At 66.1% G+C, this 19738-nt stretch carries 22 protein-coding genes; 11 read left to right on the top strand and 11 right to left on the bottom strand.

The window, feature by feature from the left end; all coding sequences use genetic code 11:
- Nucleotides 1-39 precede the first annotated feature (39 nt).
- Nucleotides 40-1308 carry an MFS transporter gene (locus tag SLQ30_RS12210; RefSeq protein WP_319446558.1) on the bottom strand — a complete coding sequence of 423 codons (1269 nt, stop codon included), beginning with the start codon at nt 1306-1308 and terminating at the stop codon, nt 40-42.
- Nucleotides 1309-1310: 2 nt separating this feature from the next.
- Nucleotides 1311-1940, bottom strand: a complete 630-nt coding sequence (pdxH, locus tag SLQ30_RS12205; protein WP_319446913.1) for a pyridoxamine 5'-phosphate oxidase — start codon at nt 1938-1940, stop codon at nt 1311-1313.
- 117 nt (nt 1941-2057) lie between these two features.
- Here pdxH and SLQ30_RS12200 point away from each other — a divergent pair, with 117 nt between their 5' ends.
- Nucleotides 2058-3185: a citrate synthase 2 gene (locus SLQ30_RS12200; RefSeq protein WP_413468017.1), complete on the top strand. Its 1128-nt coding sequence runs from the start codon at nt 2058-2060 to the stop codon at nt 3183-3185.
- Nucleotides 3182-3790, top strand: a complete 609-nt coding sequence (locus tag SLQ30_RS12195) for a maleylpyruvate isomerase N-terminal domain-containing protein (protein WP_319446557.1) — start codon at nt 3182-3184, stop codon at nt 3788-3790. Before SLQ30_RS12200 ends, SLQ30_RS12195 begins: the two co-directional genes overlap by 4 nt.
- On the opposite strand, the gene SLQ30_RS12190 is transcribed toward SLQ30_RS12195, so the two are convergent.
- From SLQ30_RS12190 to eccA, 3 genes are all read right to left on the bottom strand, one after another.
- The gene (locus tag SLQ30_RS12190; RefSeq protein WP_319446556.1) at nt 3679-5157 is read right to left on the bottom strand and encodes a cytochrome P450; all 1479 of its coding nucleotides are present in this window, start codon (nt 5155-5157) and stop codon (nt 3679-3681) included. The two genes, SLQ30_RS12195 and SLQ30_RS12190, sit on opposite strands and share 112 nt — an antisense overlap.
- Before the next feature lie 72 nt (nt 5158-5229).
- On the bottom strand, nt 5230-6324 hold the full coding sequence (locus SLQ30_RS12185; RefSeq protein WP_413468016.1) for a MinD/ParA family protein: 1095 nt from the start codon (nt 6322-6324) through the stop codon (nt 5230-5232).
- Between the two features lie 15 nt (nt 6325-6339).
- On the bottom strand, nt 6340-8157 hold the full coding sequence (eccA, locus tag SLQ30_RS12180; protein WP_319446555.1) for a type VII secretion AAA-ATPase EccA: 1818 nt from the start codon (nt 8155-8157) through the stop codon (nt 6340-6342).
- Between the two features lie 220 nt (nt 8158-8377).
- Between eccA and SLQ30_RS12175 the strand changes: the two genes are divergently transcribed.
- From SLQ30_RS12175 to SLQ30_RS12135, 9 genes are all read left to right on the top strand, one after another.
- Nucleotides 8378-8695, top strand: coding sequence for a hypothetical protein (locus SLQ30_RS12175; RefSeq protein ID WP_319446554.1), 318 nt, complete (start codon nt 8378-8380; stop codon nt 8693-8695).
- Nucleotides 8692-9048, top strand: coding sequence for a hypothetical protein (locus SLQ30_RS12170; RefSeq protein WP_319446553.1), 357 nt, complete (start codon nt 8692-8694; stop codon nt 9046-9048). Before SLQ30_RS12175 ends, SLQ30_RS12170 begins: the two co-directional genes overlap by 4 nt.
- Before the next feature lie 578 nt (nt 9049-9626).
- The gene (locus SLQ30_RS12165; RefSeq protein ID WP_319446552.1) at nt 9627-9911 is read left to right on the top strand and encodes a hypothetical protein; all 285 of its coding nucleotides are present in this window, start codon (nt 9627-9629) and stop codon (nt 9909-9911) included.
- A gap of 256 nt (nt 9912-10167) precedes the next feature.
- Complete coding sequence (locus SLQ30_RS12160; RefSeq protein ID WP_319446551.1) at nt 10168-11238, top strand: hypothetical protein; 1071 nt, start codon at nt 10168-10170, stop codon at nt 11236-11238.
- 21 nt (nt 11239-11259) lie between these two features.
- Nucleotides 11260-11556, top strand: coding sequence for a PE family protein (locus SLQ30_RS12155; RefSeq protein WP_319446550.1), 297 nt, complete (start codon nt 11260-11262; stop codon nt 11554-11556).
- Nucleotides 11557-11612: 56 nt separating this feature from the next.
- The gene (locus SLQ30_RS12150; RefSeq protein ID WP_319446549.1) at nt 11613-12695 is read left to right on the top strand and encodes a PPE domain-containing protein; all 1083 of its coding nucleotides are present in this window, start codon (nt 11613-11615) and stop codon (nt 12693-12695) included.
- Nucleotides 12692-13504: an ESX secretion-associated protein EspG gene (locus SLQ30_RS12145; RefSeq protein WP_319446548.1), complete on the top strand. Its 813-nt coding sequence runs from the start codon at nt 12692-12694 to the stop codon at nt 13502-13504. Before SLQ30_RS12150 ends, SLQ30_RS12145 begins: the two co-directional genes overlap by 4 nt.
- Before the next feature lie 71 nt (nt 13505-13575).
- Nucleotides 13576-13845, top strand: coding sequence for a WXG100 family type VII secretion target (locus SLQ30_RS12140; RefSeq protein WP_319446547.1), 270 nt, complete (start codon nt 13576-13578; stop codon nt 13843-13845).
- 19 nt (nt 13846-13864) lie between these two features.
- Nucleotides 13865-14152: a hypothetical protein gene (locus SLQ30_RS12135; protein WP_319446546.1), complete on the top strand. Its 288-nt coding sequence runs from the start codon at nt 13865-13867 to the stop codon at nt 14150-14152.
- A 63-nt stretch (nt 14153-14215) separates the two neighbouring features.
- On the opposite strand, the gene SLQ30_RS12130 is transcribed toward SLQ30_RS12135, so the two are convergent.
- The 6 genes from SLQ30_RS12130 to SLQ30_RS12105 form a co-directional block, all read right to left on the bottom strand.
- On the bottom strand, nt 14216-14905 hold the full coding sequence (locus tag SLQ30_RS12130) for a hypothetical protein (RefSeq protein ID WP_319446545.1): 690 nt from the start codon (nt 14903-14905) through the stop codon (nt 14216-14218).
- Nucleotides 14906-14937: 32 nt separating this feature from the next.
- Entirely contained in the window at nt 14938-17190 is a 2253-nt protein-coding gene (locus tag SLQ30_RS12125; protein WP_319446544.1) for a hypothetical protein, read from the bottom strand.
- Complete coding sequence (locus SLQ30_RS12120) at nt 17187-17510, bottom strand: hypothetical protein (RefSeq protein ID WP_319446543.1); 324 nt, start codon at nt 17508-17510, stop codon at nt 17187-17189. Before SLQ30_RS12120 ends, SLQ30_RS12125 begins: the two co-directional genes overlap by 4 nt.
- A 172-nt stretch (nt 17511-17682) precedes the next feature.
- Nucleotides 17683-19206, bottom strand: a complete 1524-nt coding sequence (locus tag SLQ30_RS12115) for a hypothetical protein (RefSeq protein WP_319446542.1) — start codon at nt 19204-19206, stop codon at nt 17683-17685.
- A 31-nt stretch (nt 19207-19237) separates the two neighbouring features.
- Nucleotides 19238-19468: a hypothetical protein gene (locus SLQ30_RS12110; protein ID WP_319446541.1), complete on the bottom strand. Its 231-nt coding sequence runs from the start codon at nt 19466-19468 to the stop codon at nt 19238-19240.
- On the bottom strand, nt 19468-19722 hold the full coding sequence (locus SLQ30_RS12105) for a ubiD family decarboxylase (protein WP_319446540.1): 255 nt from the start codon (nt 19720-19722) through the stop codon (nt 19468-19470). The genes SLQ30_RS12110 and SLQ30_RS12105 overlap by 1 nt, the downstream gene beginning before the upstream one ends.
- Between the last annotated feature and the right edge of the window lie 16 nt (nt 19723-19738).

The raw sequence follows: 19738 nt of genomic DNA, 5'->3' as shown, positions 1-19738 counted from the left end.
AACCCGCGACGCCAAGAGTTAATCAATCCCGACCCCCCTTCACACCCGGTAGCGAACGAACGCCGGAACCGCCAGCGACGCGATGACGACCCCGATCACGACCAACCCGCCACCGCCCGCGGCGGCCATCGTGGTGCCGACCGCGGCGGCCGCCGCGCCGTGCACGGCGTCGGCCAACCTCGGCCCGCCCGCCACGACGACCGTGAAGACGCCCTGCAACCTTCCGCGCAGTTCGTCCGACGCGGCCTGCTGCAGGATCGTCGAGCGGAATGCGGCCGACACCATGTCCGCGGCACCGCCGACGGCCAGGAACGCCAGCGCGATCCATAGAAAGACCCCAGCGTGGCCCCCTGCCAGCCCGCTCGCGATGCCGAACCCCACCATCGCGGCACCCCAGACGACGATCGACCACACCACGGAAAGCCCCTGGCGCCGGATTCGAGGCAGCCACCCTGAGAAGAGCCCGCCTGCGACGGCGCCCACCGACATCGCCGCGGCCAGCAACGCCATGGTGGTACCGCCCTCGACCGGCCCGCCGAAGCTCTGGTGCGCCATCTGCGGAAACAACGCGCGCGGCATGCCGAAGATCATCGCGATCAGGTCCACCACGAACGACATCAGCACCACCCGGTTGCCCGAGAGATAGCGGAATCCGTCGAGCACCGCGGCAAACCCCCACTTGGTGCCTGCGGACGCGGAATCCTGGCGCGCGGTCGGTGGCATCGCGGCCAGCTGGAAGGTCACGACGATGGGTGTGACACACGTGATGGCGTCGATCAGATAAAGCGTCGACAGGTCCACCCAGCGCAACATCAGCCCGGCCAGCAACGGGCCGACGATGGCGCCGAACTGCATCACCGTCATGTTCAAGGAATTGGCGGCGGGCAGTTGGTCGCCGGGCAGCATCCTCGGGATGGCCGCCGAGCGGGTGGGCGAGTTGACCGCGTAGAACGCCTGCTGCAGGGACAGCAGGCACAGCACCACCCACACGTTGTTCAGCTCCAGCGCGGCCTGCACCCACAGCAGGACCGAGGCCACCGCAAGCCCGCAGGAGGTGATGATCAGCAGCAGTCGGCGATCCATGGCGTCTGCCCACGCGCCACCCCACAAGCCGAACACCACAAGCGGTACCAGCGCGAAGAGGCCCGACAGCCCGACATAGACGGAGTTCTGCGTCAGCGCGTACAGCTGGACGGGCACGGCGAAGATCGTCAGGTTTCCACCGATGACGGTGACGATGCCCGCCAACCACAGCCTGCGGAAGTCTGGTGTCCGCAGCGGTGTGGTGTCGGCGAAGAGGCCGGCCACCCCTACGGCTGCAGCCGCTCGACGCGGCCCTGGTCGACGCGAATTCGGTTGTGCACGCGGCTCTCTCGGCCCTGCCAGAACTCGACGACCTCCGGCGCGACGAGGTAGCCGCCCCAGTTCGGCGGCACCGGTACGGCCTCGAGGTCGGCGAACCGTTCGGTGACGTCGGCGAGTTGGCTCAAGAGCGCCTGACGCGAGGCGATCGGGCTGGACTGGTGCGACGCCCAGGCCCCCAACTGCGAACCGCGCGGCCGCTTCGACCAGTAGTCGGCGGTCGCCTCCGGCGAGACCTTGGTGACGAGCCCACGCACATGGACCTGACGGCCGAGCCGATACCACGGGAACGTCGCCGACGCGTACGGCGTTGCGGCCAACTGGTTGCCCTTGTCGGAGTCGTAGTTGGTGAAGAACACAAGGCCGTTTTCGTCCACGCCCTTGCACAACACCGTGCGCGTAACGGGTCTTCCCCGCTCGTCGACCGTCCCGAGCACCACGGCGTTGGGCTCGGAGCAACCCGCGCGCTCAGCGTCGGACAACCAGTTGCGCAGCAAGACAACCCAGCCATCGGCGAGCCAGTCCGCATCGAGGTCGGGGCTACCGTCCTTCTCCACCGATCCGTACTCCACCCGCATTCGCGCGAGGTGTTCACCGCCCTCCAAAGTCACCGGTGGAACGCTACGCCCGCGTATTCTCCGAGCCGTTACCGGCCGGAAGAAATCAGCCGTCGCCGTGGTGCAAGAATCGGCTTCATGACAGCTATTTCCCCGGTGCCCGACGGATTCGTCGAGGGGCTTGAAGGCGTCGTCGCCTTCACCACCGAGATCGCCGAACCCGACAAGGACGGCGGTGCGCTGCGCTACCGCGGCGTCGACATCGAGGACCTGGTCGACCGCCGAGTGACCTTCGGCGACGTGTGGGCCCTGCTCGTCGACGGACGGTTCGGCCACGGCCTGCCGCCAGCCGAGCCGTTTCCGCTTCCGATCCACACCGGAGACGTCCGCGTCGACGTGCAGGCCGGCCTGGCGATGCTGGCGCCGATCTGGGGCTACGCACCATTGCTGGACATCGACGACGCCACCGCGCGCGATCAACTGGCCCGGGCGTCGGTGATGGCGCTGTCGTACGTCGCACAGTCGGCCCGCGGCATCTACCAGCCCGCCGTGCCTCAGCGTCGAGTCGACGAATGTGACACCGTGACAGCGCGTTTCATGACGCGTTGGCAGGGCGATCCGGATCCCAAGCACATCGAGGCCATCGACGCCTACTGGGTGAGTGCAGCCGAGCACGGCATGAACGCGTCGACGTTCACCGCACGGGTGATCGCGTCGACGGGCGCCGACGTGGCGGCGTCGCTGTCCGGTGCCGTGGGCGCGATGAGCGGTCCGCTGCACGGCGGTGCCCCCGCGCGCGTGCTTCCGATGATCGAAGAGGTCGAACGCACCGGCGACGCACGCTCCGTCGTCAAGGGCATCCTCGACCGCAAGGACAAGCTCATGGGCTTCGGGCACCGGGTGTACCGGGCCGAGGACCCGCGCGCCCGCGTACTGCGGGCCACCGCCAAGCGACTGGAGGCCCCGCGCTTCGACGTGGCGCTCGCGCTTGAGCAGGCGGCGCTCGCCGAACTGAGGGAGCGGCGGCCCGACCGCGCCATCGAAACCAACGTCGAGTTCTGGGCCGCGGTCATCCTCGACTTCGCGGACGTGCCTTCGAAGATGATGCCCGCCATGTTCACGTGCGGGCGCGCCGCGGGCTGGAGCGCACACATTCTCGAGCAGAAACGGCTCGGCAAGCTGGTGCGGCCTGCGGCCATCTACGTCGGGCCTGCGCCGCGTAGTCCCGAGTCCGTCGACGGCTGGGATCAGCTGCGACAGCCATGATTGACACCGTATTTGGCTCGGCGGCAAAAGCTTTCGCGGGCCTCGTACATGAACTCCCGGCGTCGGCGTGGGATGGGCAGGGGCTAGGCGACTGGGACCTGCGCGCGCTCGTCGGCCACGCCTCGCGCTCGCTGATCACGGTGAGCACGTACCTGACAACGACCGCATCGCAAGAGGACGTGACGAGCCCGCACGACTACTACGCGAAGATCCGCGAGTACGCCTCCAACGCCGGCTCGGCCGCGATCATCGAACGCGGTAGGCAGGCCGGGCGCGACCTGGGGCCCGATCCCGCGGCGACCGTCGACGCGTTGGTCGATCGGGCGCTCGGCGACTTGGACGGCGCAGGCGACCCGCTGATCGCGGTCATCGGCGGCCTCGGCATCCGACTGAGCAACTACCTGCCGACCCGGACGTTCGAACTGGCCGTGCACGGGCTCGACATCGTGCGCGCGTCGGGCGTTCAGTTCACGCTTCCCGACGACGTGCTCGATCAGGCGACGGTGCTGGCCGCAGGTGTCGCCACGGCAATCGGACAGGCCACCCCGGTCCTCTTGGCGCTAACCGGGCGCGCACCGCTCCCCGACCCGTTCTCCGTGGTGTAGCCGGCCCGACGGGTGACGCGAGCAGTCACCGGGCCGTCCGCGACCGTGGTGAACGGCGTCGCCATCGGGAATTCATCTTGCGCGCAGCCGAGTTCGACCGTACGGACGATCGTCGCCAGCGCCAGTGCGAGTTCGAGCATCGCGAAGTGGTCACCGATGCACGTCCGCGGTCCGGCTCCGAACGGCAGGTACTGCCAGCGGTCAATGCTCTTCGCCAGTTCGGGACGGAACCGACCGGGGTCGAATTCCGCCGCCCTGTCCCAGAGCCGCGGGTCACGCTGCAGGGCGTACACGCCGACCGTCACCAGTGACCCCGCCTTGACGCGGTAGCCGTCGACCTCGATGTCCTGCATGACGAGCCGCCCGTTGGCCGCGCCGGGAGGGCAGAGCCTCAGCGCCTCATGTAGGACCTGCATGGTGTAGCCAAGGTTTGGTACGTCCTCGGGGGTGAGTTGACGGTCTCCGATGGCGTCCACTTCGGCGCGAAGCCGCTCCTGCAGTTCGGGATGCCTGCCGAGCTGCCAGAGCGCGTACGTCATCGTCGTCGCGGTGGTGTCGTGGCCCGCGCTGATGAAGACGATCAGTTCGTCGCGGATCTGCGCGTCGGTCAGGCCTTGCCCGGTCGCGGGATCGGTGGCGGCCATGAGTGCGCGAACCAGGGGCGCATCACGCTCCGGATCTTCCCGGCAGGCCTTCAGCACGTCCGCGGCGAGGCTGCGCAGCGCCGCACTCGCGGCGCGGGCCCGACGATTCTTGCGGGTGGGCACCCACCGCGGCGCGTGCACGGGTGACATCCCCCGATCCGCGATGTACCCGATGACGACCCGAAGCGGTTCTGAGAGCCGATCCACCTGCTCGTCGAGATCAAGGCCCAGCACCGAACGCCCCAACGCGCGCATGGTCAACTTCCGGCATTCGACGTCGAGGTCGACGTCGCGATCGGAGCCCCAACTCGTGGCCACCGTCTCGGCGGCCTGGGCCATGTCATTGCCGAAGGCACGTACGTGCTTCTTGGTGAAGAGCGGTTGCAGCATCCGGCGGCGGGGCAACCATTCCTCGTGCTTCATCACGAACAGGCTGGCGCCGATGGACTTTCGAAGCTCGTGGTGCATGATGGTGCGCTCAACGATCGCGTCGGAAGTGCCGAGCACGTCGTGAGCGCCTTGCGGCGAGGTGGTGAACACGAATTCCGGCACGAGCCACGACGGCCCCAGCTTGACCCGCGTGACGGGCCCGCCAGTGTCACGCAACTCTTCAAGGCCGGTATGGAACCGGCGAATCACTTTCAGCGCGTGCCGAAGGGGCAGCGGGTTGAGGGGCACGACGGGTAGCGCCGTGATGTCGGACTTGCCATCGGTCTTGAGCATGGATGCAGCATCACCGCGGATGGCGACGCGGCACTGAGTAGTGGACTACTTATATTTCGGGTCAATGGGAAGTCAAGCTCGCGAGTAGCGGGGCGTGGTGCTCAGCCTGACGAAGCTGCTGGCCATGGTGGCGGCGAGCTGCAGGAAGGCCTGTCGGGTCCGGCGATTGAACCGGTCGACGTCGATCTCGGCGCCCTCGGCCAGATGGTCGTCGAACGGAATGATGTGCAGCGCATGTACGCGGGGCAGAAAATGGCCGGCCAGTTTGTCGACGTCGAGTCCGAGCGGACCCGGCCGCGAAGCGCTGATGACAACCGTCGCCCCCGGAATCAGCCGGGAATAGCCGTTGTGCTCAAGCCAATCCAGGGTCGCGAGCGCACTGCGAGCCGAGTCGACTGCGGGAGACGCCACGATCACGATGGCGTCGGCCTCGGCCAACACCCCGGCCATCGCCGAGTGCACCAGCCCGGTGCCGCAGTCGGTCAGAATGATGTCGTAGAAGCGCTCCAGCACACGAAGCACGGCACGAAAGTCGGCTTCCGAGAACACTTCTGACGTTGCCGGGTCACGCTCGGAGGCCAGAATCTCCAACCGGCTCGAGCCCTGCGAGGTGTGCCGCCTCATGTCGGAATACCGAACGATGCCGCCATCGAGCAACAGATCGCGAACCGTCGAATCGGTCTCGTCCGGCCCGCGCTGGGCCAAGGTGCCGAAGTCGGGATTGGCGTCGACCGCGACGACGCGATCGCCGCGCATCGCCGCCATCGTGGCACCCAGCCCGACGGTGGTTGTGGTCTTGCCGACGCCGCCCTTCTGCGAAAGCACGGCGATGCGGAACGGGCCGCGCACGGGCTGGTTGACCCGGTCGATGAGCGACTTGCGATCGGTCTCCTTGGCCGACACCCCCGGATTGAGCCCAGTGGCGCGGTGCACGGCTTTGCGCCAACCCGATTTGGGCGCAGGCCGAGCGGAGATCAGACCCAGCTCGCTGCTGGTCGGTGCCAGCGCCCGATGGGTGTTCGGTGTGGCGCTCGTGAACGGGGTCGACGGCGAGGGGGGCGTTGCAGGACCACTCGGTGGCTCCACCACCGGGCGGATGGGCACGGTGTCGTCGTCGCGCAACGGTCGGCCTGCGCCGTTCGTCGGCGGGTGATAAATCCGAGTCATGTCCGCTTGTCCTCGTCAGTTCGGAGTCAGCATGCCGAGCACTTGCTTGAGCGCCGCCTGCATATCGGTGAGTTCGATACGCATCAGCGCAGCCTCGTCGAGCGCCTGCAGGTTCGTGCCGTGGCTTTCGCTCAGCCGGTATTCGCGTTCTTCCTCGGCGGCCTCGATCACGTTTCGCACGAACCGCCCGTTGCCGACGAGATCGATGCTGCGGCGCGGTTGCCCCGTCGAGTCGAGCGCCTCGCCTTGGCACAGCACCGTGCACGTCGCGACCAGTTCCTCGTAGGCGGATTCGGACAGTTCGGAGTCACGCGCGCGTGCGACCAGCCGCCCGATGTCGCCCAACTCCGGTGCGTCGTACGAGGAGAACCGAATCCGTTTGGAGAATCGGGACGCCAATCCCTCGTTGGACACCAGGAACCGATCGATTTCGGCGTCATAGCCGGCGATGATGACGACCAGTCGGTCGCGGTCGTTTTCCATCCTGGCGAGCAACGTGTCCACCGCTTCCCGCCCGAAGGCGTCACCACCGGACAGCCCGGTCTGGATCAGCGTGTACGCCTCGTCGATGAAGAGCACTCCGTCCATCGCCGAGTCGATCAGCGCGGTGGTCTTGAGGGCGGTGCTGCCAAGATGCTGCCCGACGAAGTCATGACGTTTGGCCTCGACGATTGCCGGAGTCCGCAATAACCCGAGCCCACAATAGGTTTGGGCCACCACGCGCGCGATGGTGGTCTTGCCGGTGCCGGGCGGACCGGTGAACGCAAGGTGCAGGCTGCGGGCCGCCGCGGTCAGGCCCTTGTCGCCGCGAATCTTGGCCAGCATCGCAGCCGACTTCAGTTTGGCGACTTGGAGTTTGACCTCTGAGAGGCCGATCTGCCGATCCAATTCCTGTTGCGCGACGCGTAGGTACTCGTTGCCACGTTCGGAACCGTCGTCCGCGAGCAGGTCCTCGGCGCTGGGGGCGCTGGCCGGGTCCCACCGGTCGGTGCGCGAGTCGATCATCTCCTTGCTGGTGACGATCAGCCGGAACTTCGGGTCGGCCAACGCCGCGGCATTCGCCTCGAATTCGGGTTCCTCACTGTAGATGCGCTCGAAGATGACGCGCGCCTCCTGCGCATTGCCCTGCTCGCGCAGCGTCAGGCCCTTGCAGAACTCTGCGGCTCGACGGGCGGCCGGAATCGGGCCGTCGATCGCCTTGTCCAGCCTGCGAATTCCTTCACCGAACAAACCCATCTGCGCACACGCCGATCCCACCATGAGATGGGCACCCGCCGCGATGTACTCGTCCTCGAACGACGCCGAATCGCTAAGCGCGGTCAACACATCGGTCCACCGCTGGGTGGTGAAATGCAGCACCCCGCGGATGTATGCACAGATCTGATCGGATGCGGCGTCACCGCCAGCCATTGCCGCCCGTCGGGTGTCCAGTTCGTCGAGGACTTGCTCGGCCTCGTCGTAGTCGTTGGCGTTGATCATGCTGGCCGCGTACGCAAGCCAGATCTCGGTGTTCGTGCTCAGCGGGTAGTCCAGGTACAGCCCAGTCTGGAATCGCCCACTCAGTGCGCGTGGCGGCAACCCGAGTCGGCGCTGCTCGCGGAGAAAGGAGATGGTGCTTGTCCGGTACAGGTGATAGATGACCTCCGGGCTGGTGTCACCGGCCGCGGCCCGCCCCAACCACGCGTCGCACATGTCGGGGTCGTACTCGGTGGCGCGCTTGAATGCGAGCGCCGCGTACGCCACGTCTCGCTCGGTCTCCAGCCCGTCGATCGGAATGCCGAGCGACAGCACGCCCGCGTCGAACACTCTCTGGACGTCACTGGTGCCATTCATCGGCGGCGACCTGTCTCCTCACTGCGAGGTGCGCCCATGCGGAGTACGCGAGAGCTGGACCGTTGCGATCCGAACAGTTTGTGCGACATGAGCAATTTGCACATTACTTCCGTCCCGCCGGGCAGCGAACGGATGCCCGTGATTGTACTAAGTTTTGAAGGCACAACACGGCGCCGTTCATCGAGTCGGTCAGGACCGCCAGCCGCAAGGAGGCCAGCGCATGACGCAGCCAGTGCAATCACGCGGTGGCACCATTTCGGTGCTCACCACCGAGCGCGGACTTCCGCTCGCGCTGCGCCTGGACGCCCTCGAACTGAAGAAGCCGCCGGAGCACCTTGCGCGCGACATCATGGCGTTGTGCCGGCTCTCGGCGGCTCGAGCCCAGGTAGCCCGGCGTCGCGACCTGGTCGAAAAGGGATACAGCGCAACGGTTGTCCGCGCTCTACCGCTGGCCACCGAAGAGGACCTCGCGCGGGCCGAGGAAGAGGTGCTCGGCGACGAGGACGACCTGCCGACGAGTTGGAGGAGGTCGGTGTGACCGGACTGGCCGATGCGCTGATCGCCCGCATCGTCAAGCAGCGGGACCTGGTGGCCGCGATGGACGAGCACTGCAGATCCATCTCCGCCCGCGTCACCAGCCGCGACCAGAACGTCAGTGTCGAAGTCGACGGATACGGCGCGATGACGGGGCTGTGGCTGGGCGCCGGTGCCCACAAGCTCGGTGCCGACGCGTTGGCCAAGCTCATCGTCGAGACCGCGCAGGCGGCCGCGGGCGTGGCGACGGTACGGCACGGATTCCTCTCCGACGAGTTCCGCAGCCGTATGGACGAGCTACGACAGGCACCCCTAACCCGTTGGGATGGCACCACTTTCGAGCGTGATCGCGCCTAACGTAACCGCCGCACTTAATCGACGTTTGCCACAGTCCGAGTGACGCATCCGACGAGCCTGGTACGGCAGCCGGTCTAGATTTGCGGTGGGCACTTCGAAACGTTTGCCGCGGCCCCAAGCAACCGCACTGTGGTGCAACACTTTTCGGTACTCGCGCTATACGAGTCGTCGTTCCAGCAAGTTTGCTCGAATGACTAAGTTACGAGCACGGAAACTCCACGGGACGGTGTTGGCCCGCCGATTGGATACCCGTTACCGTAAGTTCGCCAACTTCACGGTCCTGGACAGGCGGTTCGGACGCGACCTTGGCGCTGCTCGACTGGCCGCCCCGCGCAGCGGGCAAAGGCCGCGACTTCACCAGCCCGACCATTGCGCCGAGGTAGTTCGCCTATTCGCAGGCCATCAACTACGTGGCCCCCATTTGCTCAGCAATTAGACCGCCCGTCAATTGTTTGCTCGTCAATATTGAAATTCCAATTGCGCTCGAAAATAGTTAGCTGTGACCGAACTTCGCCGCTATAGTCTGATTATCCGCTGCAAGACACATGCGAACCCCGCGCCGGGAAGGTGTTGACACAATGGCTGAGGTTTTTGCCGCCGTTCCCGACGGCATGGCGGCGTTCGCCGCCGCCAGCGCGGCCGCGTCGGAAGCGATCACGACCGCTGGTTCGGCCGATTCTGCCGCGATGCTTACCACCGCGGCAGTCGCGCTCGGACCGATCGGCGCGAGCTATTTGATGGCGTACGGCCCTGCGCAGTCAAACAATTTGGCTGGCACACTGCTCGTCGGCGGGGTTCACGCGGGCGTCAGCGCCGCCACCGGCGCCTCCCAGGCCGCCATCGTCACCACCGACAGCGCCTGACCGGACGATACCGATGGCCGCACTTTTGCCTCCCGCGCCGGTCAATCCAACGGGTCAGCTAGCTCAGTACATGCCCGGCTACGACCCAGCGCCGGTAATCGCTGCTCAAGAGCAAAGTCTGCAAGATTATCTGAATTTGCCAGTCAAGGAAATTCTTGAACGTCTGGGCCTGCCACCATTTGCTGATGGCAAACCACCTGACGCTCCCCCGACGCCGGAAACACCGCCGGATGCTGCGCCGCCCCAGGGCAGCCCGATGGACCCCAGCGCGCTGATCAGCCCCGTCACCGATGCGCTTGGCACCTTGGGCAGCGGCCTCTTCGAAGGAGCCGACCCGACGGCGATGCTGCAAGGCATCTCGCAGGCGCTCCAATCCACCGGGGGCTCCTTGAAGCCGGCGATGGACTCGGTGGCCGACGCGTGGCAGGGCGACTCCGGCACCGCCGCAACGGCGAAGACTGCTACCGCGCTCTCCAACGCCGCGGACGTCGGCGCCCAATCCGATGCGCTGAAGAGCAGTCTGGCGATGGCGGCCGCCAACGTCGCGCAAGCGCGTGCCCGACTCGTCGAGATCATCGCCGAATTCCAGGCGACCATGGCCGCGATCGGTCCGAACATCGCCTTCCCGTGGGGGTGGGCCTCGGCGATCGCTGCGGCGAACAAGGCCATTGCGATGACCGCCGAGACGATGACGGAGCTGCAGACTTCATTGGGAACGCAAGCCGCGCAAGTAACGGCTACGGGCGCACCCGTGAACGTCACCGCCGCCCCGCAGATGGCGGCCGCGTCACCGATGTCGAGTTTGTTGTCTCCGTTGATGTCGATGGCCACCCAGGGTGCCCAGGCGGGAATCCAGGCAGGTACCAGCGCGGCGTCGGCCGCCGGTCAAGCCGCCCAGCAGGCATCGACCGACCCCGAAGCGGCTGCGGGTGTCGCAGGGCCGCCAAATGCGGGTGTGGGAGCCGGAGTTGGCGGTGGCGGTGGTGGTGGCGGCATCGGCGGCGGCGGCGGGATATCCGCTCCTCGTTCAATCGCCACCTCGGCAATGGTCCAGCCCGAAACGGCTGCTGCGGTTCAGGCGGCGGCCATGCGGCCATCGGGCGCAGCGATGGGAACGTCAAGCCAGGGCATGATGGGCGGCGGCGCGCCGATGGGGCCCATGGCCGGTCAGGGCGCGAACAACTCGTCGAACAGCCACACGGCGGCAGCGTTCCTACACACCACGGATCAGGGCGACGAGATCGTCGGCGATCTCGGCACGGCGGCGCCGCCCGTGCTCGGCGAGGCCGACCCCAGTGAGCCTCCGGACATCGAACTCCGGATCTAGTTACCAGTAAGGAGAACCGCAATGGCCGATAGCGCCGGTATGTCGATTCAGCCCGACGAGGTGGCCGACGTCAGCCGTCAACTCGACGAACTCGCCAATCGCGCTCAGCGTGTGATGACCGACGAGGCGGCCAACCTCACCGTGACGGCATCCGGGCGCGACGAGGTGTCGCAGCGGGTTGCCGCCACTCTCAACGAAGTTCATTCGTCCTTCGGCACCGCAGCCGACCAGGGGCTCGGCGAGCTCCATCAGGTCGCCGCGACGTTGCGCGGCCATTCGCAGCACATCGTGACCGCCGACGAGGACTTCGTCGGCTAACGGTCACCAAAGACGTCGGTCAGCCTTTCGGGTGACCGGCGAAGGAAGGTCTTAGTGTGGGTTTCACCGACGTGGTGTGGGCATCGCGCAGCACGGAACAACTGGCACGCGACCTCACCGACGGGCCGGGCCCGGGCTCGGTTGGCGGATCCGGTGCCGCCTGGGTTCGGGTGGCCAACGAATTCGCCTCCATCTCAGGTGATTTCGACAAACTCATGACTCGCCTACAGACCGCGTGGGACAGCCAGGCTTCCACCGCAGCCGTACAACGACTGGAAGAGTTCGGCAAATGGCTGCAGGCCGTCAGCCTCAACGCTGCGGCCAACGGCCAGCGGGCCGAAGAGGCCGCCGTCGCCAACACCGTTGCCGTGTTGGCAATGCCGAGCGTGTCCGAGGCCATCGAAGCCAAGACAACACAGGACATGATGGCATCGCTGGCCGCCTACAACGGCGCCGTGCTCAGCGGTAACTTCGCCGAGTTCGAAGAAGCGGCCACCGCCGATCAGGCCAACGCCGCGGCCGTGATGACGCAGTACGAAGACGCCGTTTCGCAGCTCGCGCAGCCATGGGAGCAACCGTTGCCGCCCGAGGTGTCAAAGGGCAACGCGCTCAACGCTGAACAGAGCACGGGTGGCGAGTCAGGCGGCGGCGGGTCCGCGGGCGGAGCCGCGGGCGGAGCACCTGCGGTTCCGTTGGCGCCGATGACGGCGACCGCCGTCAAATCGACCACAGAGGCAAAGGCCCTGCAGAAGACGGGGTTTGCCGCTGCGGGTGGCGCTGCGGCAGGCGGAATGTCCGGTGCCCCCTATGCCCCGATGGGTGCGATGGCCCGCGGTGACCAGCGCAGCGGCTACGAATCCAGCCAACCCGACGCGACGCTCGAAGGCGCGGGCGAACAAGGTGCGGGAGTGTCGGACTCGGGGCAGCCCTGGCTGCCGGCAGCCGAGCAGGACGACTCACCGTTCACGGTGTCGAGCGTCAGCTGGGGGCCCAATACCGCGGTGTTCGACGAACTCGCGATACCGGATCAGCCGCAGCCCGAGGGCTTCGCCGAGGCGCCGGAGGGCACGCTCGAGCAGGTGGACACCACCTGGGTGTCGCCGCCAGTGCTCGGAGTCGACCGGGAGCTCAGATTGTGACCGCAACGCTCTCACCGCATTTCCTACTGACCGACGACGAAATGCAGGTCATCGCTTCACGATTGGGCATTCAGGCGTTGCCCGTCGTGTTGGGTCTGCGCCCCAGACATGGCACCGAAACCGACCTCGCCGCTGCTGTCGACCATGCCACCCGCGCGCTGGCCGGACGAGGACTGATCTACGACGGCGAGGTGAGCCCCGAGCTCGTGCCGCTGGTGACGTCACTGCAGCGGCCCGAGCGCGAGCTGGCGATGCGCCTCGTCACCCCAGATGGAACGGCGCGGGTAGCAGTCCTTCGCCAAGGCGCACAATGCATCTCCGTGGTGCGAGTGGACAACCAGATCGTCATCGAGGCCGTCGAAGGGCAGCCGACGCTGGCTCAGGCCTCCCGCGCGTTGCTTCGTGCGCTGCCGGCCTCGGCTCCCGCGGACGTCGTTGCCGTCGGTGCACCGTTGGATGCTGCCAGCGACGCGCTGTCGGGTACGCACGACGCAGCGCTCACCTCTGACCGCATCCGAGCGCTCGGCGCCGACGCACGCACCGCGATGCTGCTCGGTTCGGCCTTCGCCACCCGCCAGGCGTTTGCGGAGATCGTTTACTACGCACTGGACGGGGCCGAGGGCCGGGTTTCGCGCCGTCCCATCGCCGTTGGCGTGTTCTACACGAAGCGCGGGCGCATCGTCGGCGCCCCAAGCGCGTCGCCAAGCGGCCAACTGTGGACGACGCTCAAGGCGGGTTCCGACCACGCCATCAAGCAAGCCATCGGCCAGCTCGTCGAGCTTTCCACCGAGAGATGGGAGGAGTTCTAGTTCCTGGTGGCGCTTAGTTGCGAATTAGCGCTTTGTTGCGAAGTCTCTACCAACTCATACGAGGAGAAACTATGACGCTCCATCTGACACCTAGCGAGGCCCAAACCAAGGTCCAGCAGGTAGACGAGGCGATGTACAACCTTCGGACGCTGGCCAGCAAGATTCTGGACAGCACCGAAACCATGACCGGTAGTTCCTGGCAGGGTGGCCGGGCCCAGACGTTCCGCGGCATCATGTCGCAGCATCACGATGACTTCAACTACGTCATCAACCAATTGACGCAGGTCGCCGAGAAGGGCAAGGGCGACATCCAAACACTCGTCAGCCACGACACCCCCTAACAATCGAAAGGGCTTCACCATGGACGGCACCATTCGCTACGACTACGGATCCAACTACGCCTCCCTGGACGACATCCAGGGCCGGACCAACGACGCGCAGGCGCTGCGCGACGAGGTGAACAAGGTCTTCAGCGCATTGACGGGCGTATACGAAGGTCAGGCCGCTAGTGCGTTGCAGCAGAAGCACATCGAGATCTCTTCGATGATGGACAACGTGCTCAACGAGATCACCCAGACGCGGTCCGGCGGCAACCAGTCGCAGGAAGACGCTTCGGCGCTCGACAAGCACCTCGCCGGCGGATTCTGAGCCGCCACGCGAACAGGCACAAAGGGCCTTCAACACGACGTGTTGAAGGCCCTTTGTGTCTGCTCAGCGAGTAGGCCAGCCCGGGGAACTGCGTGCGTGTGGAGGCTGGTCCGTCACGTATGGACCGGCCCCTCGCGTCCTGTGCCAGGAGCCGGGCGCGACGTCGGGCAGTGGCCGCCCCGCACAAGGATCGCCGGCGGCAAAGTATCCGGTCTGCCAGCCGGTGGTACGCCAGCTTCCGAAAACCGGCTCTTCAGTGAAGGTCTCGGGTCCCGCCAGGTGTCCGGGTGGTGCGGTGGCACCCGCCCGGTCGAAGGTGATGACCGTGCCGTACGGACCGCCGCTGCCGAACTCATAGCTGTCCGTGGCGAGCTGGTGCCCGACCTGTTGGTCATAGGCACACACCGTCACGGTCACCGAGCTGCCGTGGTCGGCATGATCGAGAATTTCGTAGCGTTTGACGCCGAATTCCGTCCGGGTTGGTCCCATCTCGAAGAACGCCCGCGCCCGCGCTTTCGCCGTCCCGGTCAGACTGTCCCAAAACCCAGGGGCGGCGGCGTCGGCGCGGCCGTTTACCGCACTCGCATCGAGGGATTCGATGCTCCCCCGCACAAAGGTGGCCTCTGGTGACATCAGGCCGAGCCCGGCCGGATCACTCCAGACGATCGTGTACTGCGACCGATCGAACTTCCCGTCGCCGACGGCCTGCGCGGTTTCGGGTTCGGCACTGCAACCGCCGCAGGCGATCGTCATCGCAGCGAGCATGACGATGCCGCGCCGGACGATCAATGCGGTCCGGTGACGGCGATCGTCCCGGTCTGCATGCCGAGGGAGTAATTCGTGTACCAGCTGTCCACGTTGATGCCATAGCGCGAATAGAGCAGATCCCTAATGGCCGCTTGGTCGTTCAGGTTCTCGACGTTGATGTAGGCATCGCCATCGCCATTGACGTCGCGATACGGCGCGAAGGCCGGATCGTTGACGAGGGACGGGTCCTTCGAGACGAGCCCGTTGGCGATGTTCTCCACCGTCATGTTGGAGTCGACCATGGTGGTGGCGGCTTGGTTGGGTACGGCATTGCCCGGGTCGGTCACCGTGCTGGGGTCCACGATGCCCACGATGCTTGGCTTGAGCGCAGGGCCCGCCACATCGATGAGCGCCTTCATCTCGCTACCACCAGGCAGGTAGTTGATGATGGCGCCGGCGGCCTTGTACGAGGTATCCCACGTGGCGGCGTTTACCGCGGCGTCCCAGTTCGCCTTGTACACATCGCCTTGGTCGAGCGACTTCCAGGCTGAGGCCGTTCCGTTCTCCAGTGCGTGCTGCATCTGACCGGCGACCTGCGCGTACGTGCTGGGGCCCTCACCCTTCCCGTACATGGCGGCCAACACATTCTCTTGCGCATACGTGGCCTGGGCGGCCTTCACTCCCGCATCGGGATTGGTGGCCAGCACCGAGTACATGTCTGCGAGCTCGTTGGCAGTGTGGAAATGGCCAACGTTGGGGATCGACTCCGAGCCGGCGAACGTGCTGTAGTACGGGGCCAGATCGTCCGCAACGTTGATCATCAGATCCGGATTGCGTTCGCCCGCAGACGTACTGGGGTCCCCAGGCAGATGGAGCAAGTCACTGTGGTGATCCGACATGTACCGAGCCACGCTTTCGGCGATGTCGCCGGATTGGGTGGCCAGTGCGGTATCCGGGCGGTTGCCGGGATCGGCGATCGCATCCTGTTCGCTGATGTCGAACAACTCCGAGATGCCCTTACCGTTGTCGCTCCATTCGTGGTTGAAGACGTCGGCCATCAACGTCTGGCCATGCTGGCCGGACACCGCGTTCGCAACCGCCGCCCTGTCGTCGGCGACTGCGTGGAACATCTGATCGGTCAACGGTGCATCCTCGTGCTCGCCCCGCCCGTCGACGAAGAACAGGTCGTCGGAATCCGCGGCGTTCTGGGCATGCAGATACTTGCCCGCGGTGTCGAGCACCGCAGCGTCGAGCCCGGTGCCGTGCTTGAACGTCGTATCGCTCATGTCGGCAATGCGGGCCGCGGCTTGGTTGTCGGCGACCCCGTTGAGATTCCAGGTGTTGTAGCTCCACCCGCCCACGGTCTCCCAACCGTTGGTGACCAAATCGTCGCGGGTCAGCGACTCATACATCTTGTGCGGCAACAGGTCCGCCCTACCGGTGGTGGGAACTTCGCGGTCCCCGCGCACGTTGGCGGTGACGCTCGTCGTCGACAGCAGTTGCAGCGCGTTCGCCACCCCCTTGCGCGCATCGGGTGGTAGCCGATTGAGCATGTCCTCGATCTCTTTGGACGACTTGCCATCGAGCGCGCGGGCCAGCCCGTTGATGTACTCCATCTGCGAGGCCGGGATGTTCACCATGTCCCCGGACGCCAGGTCCACCAACTGATCGGGCGTGAGCGAGCCCGCTTCGATGAGCCGCTGCAGCTGTTCCGGCGTCAGATGCGACGGATCGTTCAGCAGTTGACTGGCGTCGCTACGGGCCTGATCCGACCCCAGCGCGGCGGGCGCCACGAATGTCACCCGCAGATCGGCGCGCGCACCGTTGAGCAACGTACGCACCTGATTGTCGGCGCGCTCGGCATCGCTTGCGGCGTTGCCGATCGCGACCTGCCACTGAGCCCTGGCGGTCTCCCGCTCCGGGGTGACGTCTCCGCTGTACGAAACCGTCAGATTCTCCGATACCGTGAAACCCGCACCCTCTGCACCCGTTATCGCGTTGCGTGCGCGCTGCAGCGGCGGATCGACCTCGTGAAAGCCGTCCAGGGCCATCTGGGCGACCCGTTCGAGGTGATCAGCGACCAGAACCGCAGCGCGCCGGTCGGATTCGGCGCGATTAAGCGCCGCCGTCGCAGCCAATCCTTCCCAATGCCCACCGTTGACGTCTGCGACAGCCGACTTGTATCGATTGAAGAGTCCTTCGACGCCTGAGGCCATCGCCTTCCATGCGTTGCCGATGTCGGTCAGCGTGCCGGGGTTCCACGACTCGACCTGAGTTCGGTTGAGACTCAACGCGGCACCTCGGGAACAACCCAGTCACCGGTGGCCTCGGTGTAGGTGGTCATGGCCACTTCCAGCGCTTCGTCGTCGCCGTTGTGGAACTGGTTGGCGACGTTGACCATGATTTCGCCGGTCTCCGACAGGCGCTCCTTCACCGCGGCCACCAACGTCGTGTCGACCAGGTCGTTGGCGATGCTGGACGCCTCCAGCACTGCGGGTTCCATGCCGCCCGGCACCGAAAGGTACGGCCCGGCCGACGGCCCCGTCCGCAACACCGCGGCCTCACCGGCCAACCCCTGCAACACCGGCCCGAGGCCAGCAAGGCGATCCATTTCCACATTCAATGTCATCGAAAGCCCCCAGCTCGCATAGCAATACACGCTATGGCGTGGCGGGCGGTCGAGCCATCCCGGACGGCTTTGTTTACCAAGAATTTGGTTGCCGGCTAATTTAACGTCGACTGGGCTGATGTGTTAATGCATTGAACCGCAGCCGTTTCGGAGCTCAGGTGGTGAGCAATCCCGCCAGGCTGAGCTGGTTGCTCGCGGTGTCGACGTCGGCATCGGGCCGGTCGCGGAAGACCGCCTCCACGTCAGCGGGCGTCACGCCCTGGTTGACAGCCGCGGTCAGTAGCGCCTCGCACGCGTCTTTCGTGCCGGGACCGGTTTGCGTCGTCATCACCCGCGCGGTGTCGTCCGGTGTCAGGACTTCCGGGATCGGGCCGTCGAGTTCGCCCGTCGTGTCGGTGGCACCGCGATACCACTGGCCGTTGGCCCACCAGAAGCAGAAGGACAACAATCCGTTGCGGTTTCGCGTATTGAGCACGCTGTCATTGACCCAGGCGGGCGCCCCGGTGTAGAGCTCGGGCAGTGGTTGGCCACCGTTGTAGGCGGCGTCGAGCAGTTCGGAGTTCCACTTCCCTCCGGACAGCACCGCACGGTCGCCCGGCAGCACGTAAAGGGTTGACCCGCCGCGCTCGTCGCCCTCGTACCATGCGTAGCCGGGGTAGATGCGTGGCCCCCATTGCGATTCGACACCGGCGTAGGCCGCCGACAGCACCGTCCAGCGCGCCCACACGTCGCGAAGGGAGGGCAATTCGTCGGTGGGAACGGCCAATCGGCCGGCGGCCGCATCGGCGCCCGACGAGACCGAGGCCTCGCGAGGCGGCCTGCCCTGGGCTTCTGGGCCCTCGATGTATCCGGCCAGCCACACCGGAATGTGCTCGCGCGGATAAGCTTCCAGGTCGCTGCGGTAGTGCTCAGGCGCCAACAGTTGGTCTTCGGGGAATGGCTGATCGCCGTAGTCGTAGTCGACGGCCGTCTCGCCACTGTTGGTGACGCTCAGCAGAAGCCGCCACCACGGCCCGGCCGGCAGCCGCGCTGCGGCCTCCCGCTGCCGCCGGATCAGATCGGCGATCGACTGTGGCACCGGCACCAGGCCCGTCCGGTCGGCCGACCAGAAGCGCAACTGGGCGATCTGCGCTGTGGCGGTGAACGCGAACTCCGCCGAGAACTCCTCCCAGCCGGTCGGGCCGAGCTGGGCCAACTGCTGAACGATCGGTTCGATCAGTCGTGAGGCATCCTCCGCGGTGGCCTCCACGTCGCTGCGGTCGGTGGGGCTACCGGACACCGGTGGGGCGCCGACGACCGTGAAGTCGGCGATCGCGGCGGGGCCATCGGATGCGGCCTCGTTGAATTGCCGCTCGAACTCCGCGATGAACTCCGCTTCGGCGGATTCGCCGCGGTTGTCGCCTCCGGCTGGCTCGCCGGACATGAACTGCGCCACCGCCTGTTGCGGGGGAATCGACGACGACACCTCCTCGATGCGGCCCGAATCGCCCACCAGGAACACCGACCGCCCGACTGGCATGTCCAGAAACGCCATCGGATCGCTTTCGTCGACGTCCACCGGCGCATAGACACTCCACCCGGCGTCGAAGCGATCGGCCTCCAGGCCCTCTGTGGGGTAGTCCAGGCCTCGGGACCGGATCCAATCCGACACCAACGAGATCGCCTGCGTCGCTTCCATTGCGTTACCCTCTCCTGCGTTCGTCATCACCCTACGACTGCCGTTGTTCGGCTTCGATCGCGTCGGCGAGAACTGCTCGCTCTGCCTGGTGCCGGGCGAGGGCCTCCGCGCTGAAAGCAGTCCAAGCAGCCTCTTGGTCTGACGTCATCTGGACCCCGTTGACTTCGGATTCGACGTCGGGATGTGCCTCGAGGAATTGCGCGAACAGCGATCCCAACTCCCGGCTGTGCGTGCGGTTCATCTCGATTCGTCGCGGGTCCATCACTGATCTCCGCTGAGCGCCAGCTGATCGAAGACCACCAACGCGATCCGCGTCGGATCGTCCGGCGGGTGCACCCGCAGCGTGTGATGGGGGTTTGGTTCGTCGTCGAGGATCACCACCGTTTGGATTCCGGCGGGTAGGTCAGCGGGCCAATCGATTTCATCGGTGGGTTCGTCGACGAGCACCCGCGCGAGCTTTCCGCGCAGGCCCTTCTGGCCGTAGCGCAGCGGCGTGTATCGCTCGTTCTCGGTCATGTGATGCACACTCCCT

Source organism: Mycobacterium sp. RTGN4 (genome assembly GCF_033804635.1).
GTDB lineage: Bacteria > Actinomycetota > Actinomycetes > Mycobacteriales > Mycobacteriaceae > Mycobacterium.
Note: the sequence above shows the minus strand (reverse complement) of the source record. Positions and strands in the feature narration are given on the sequence as shown.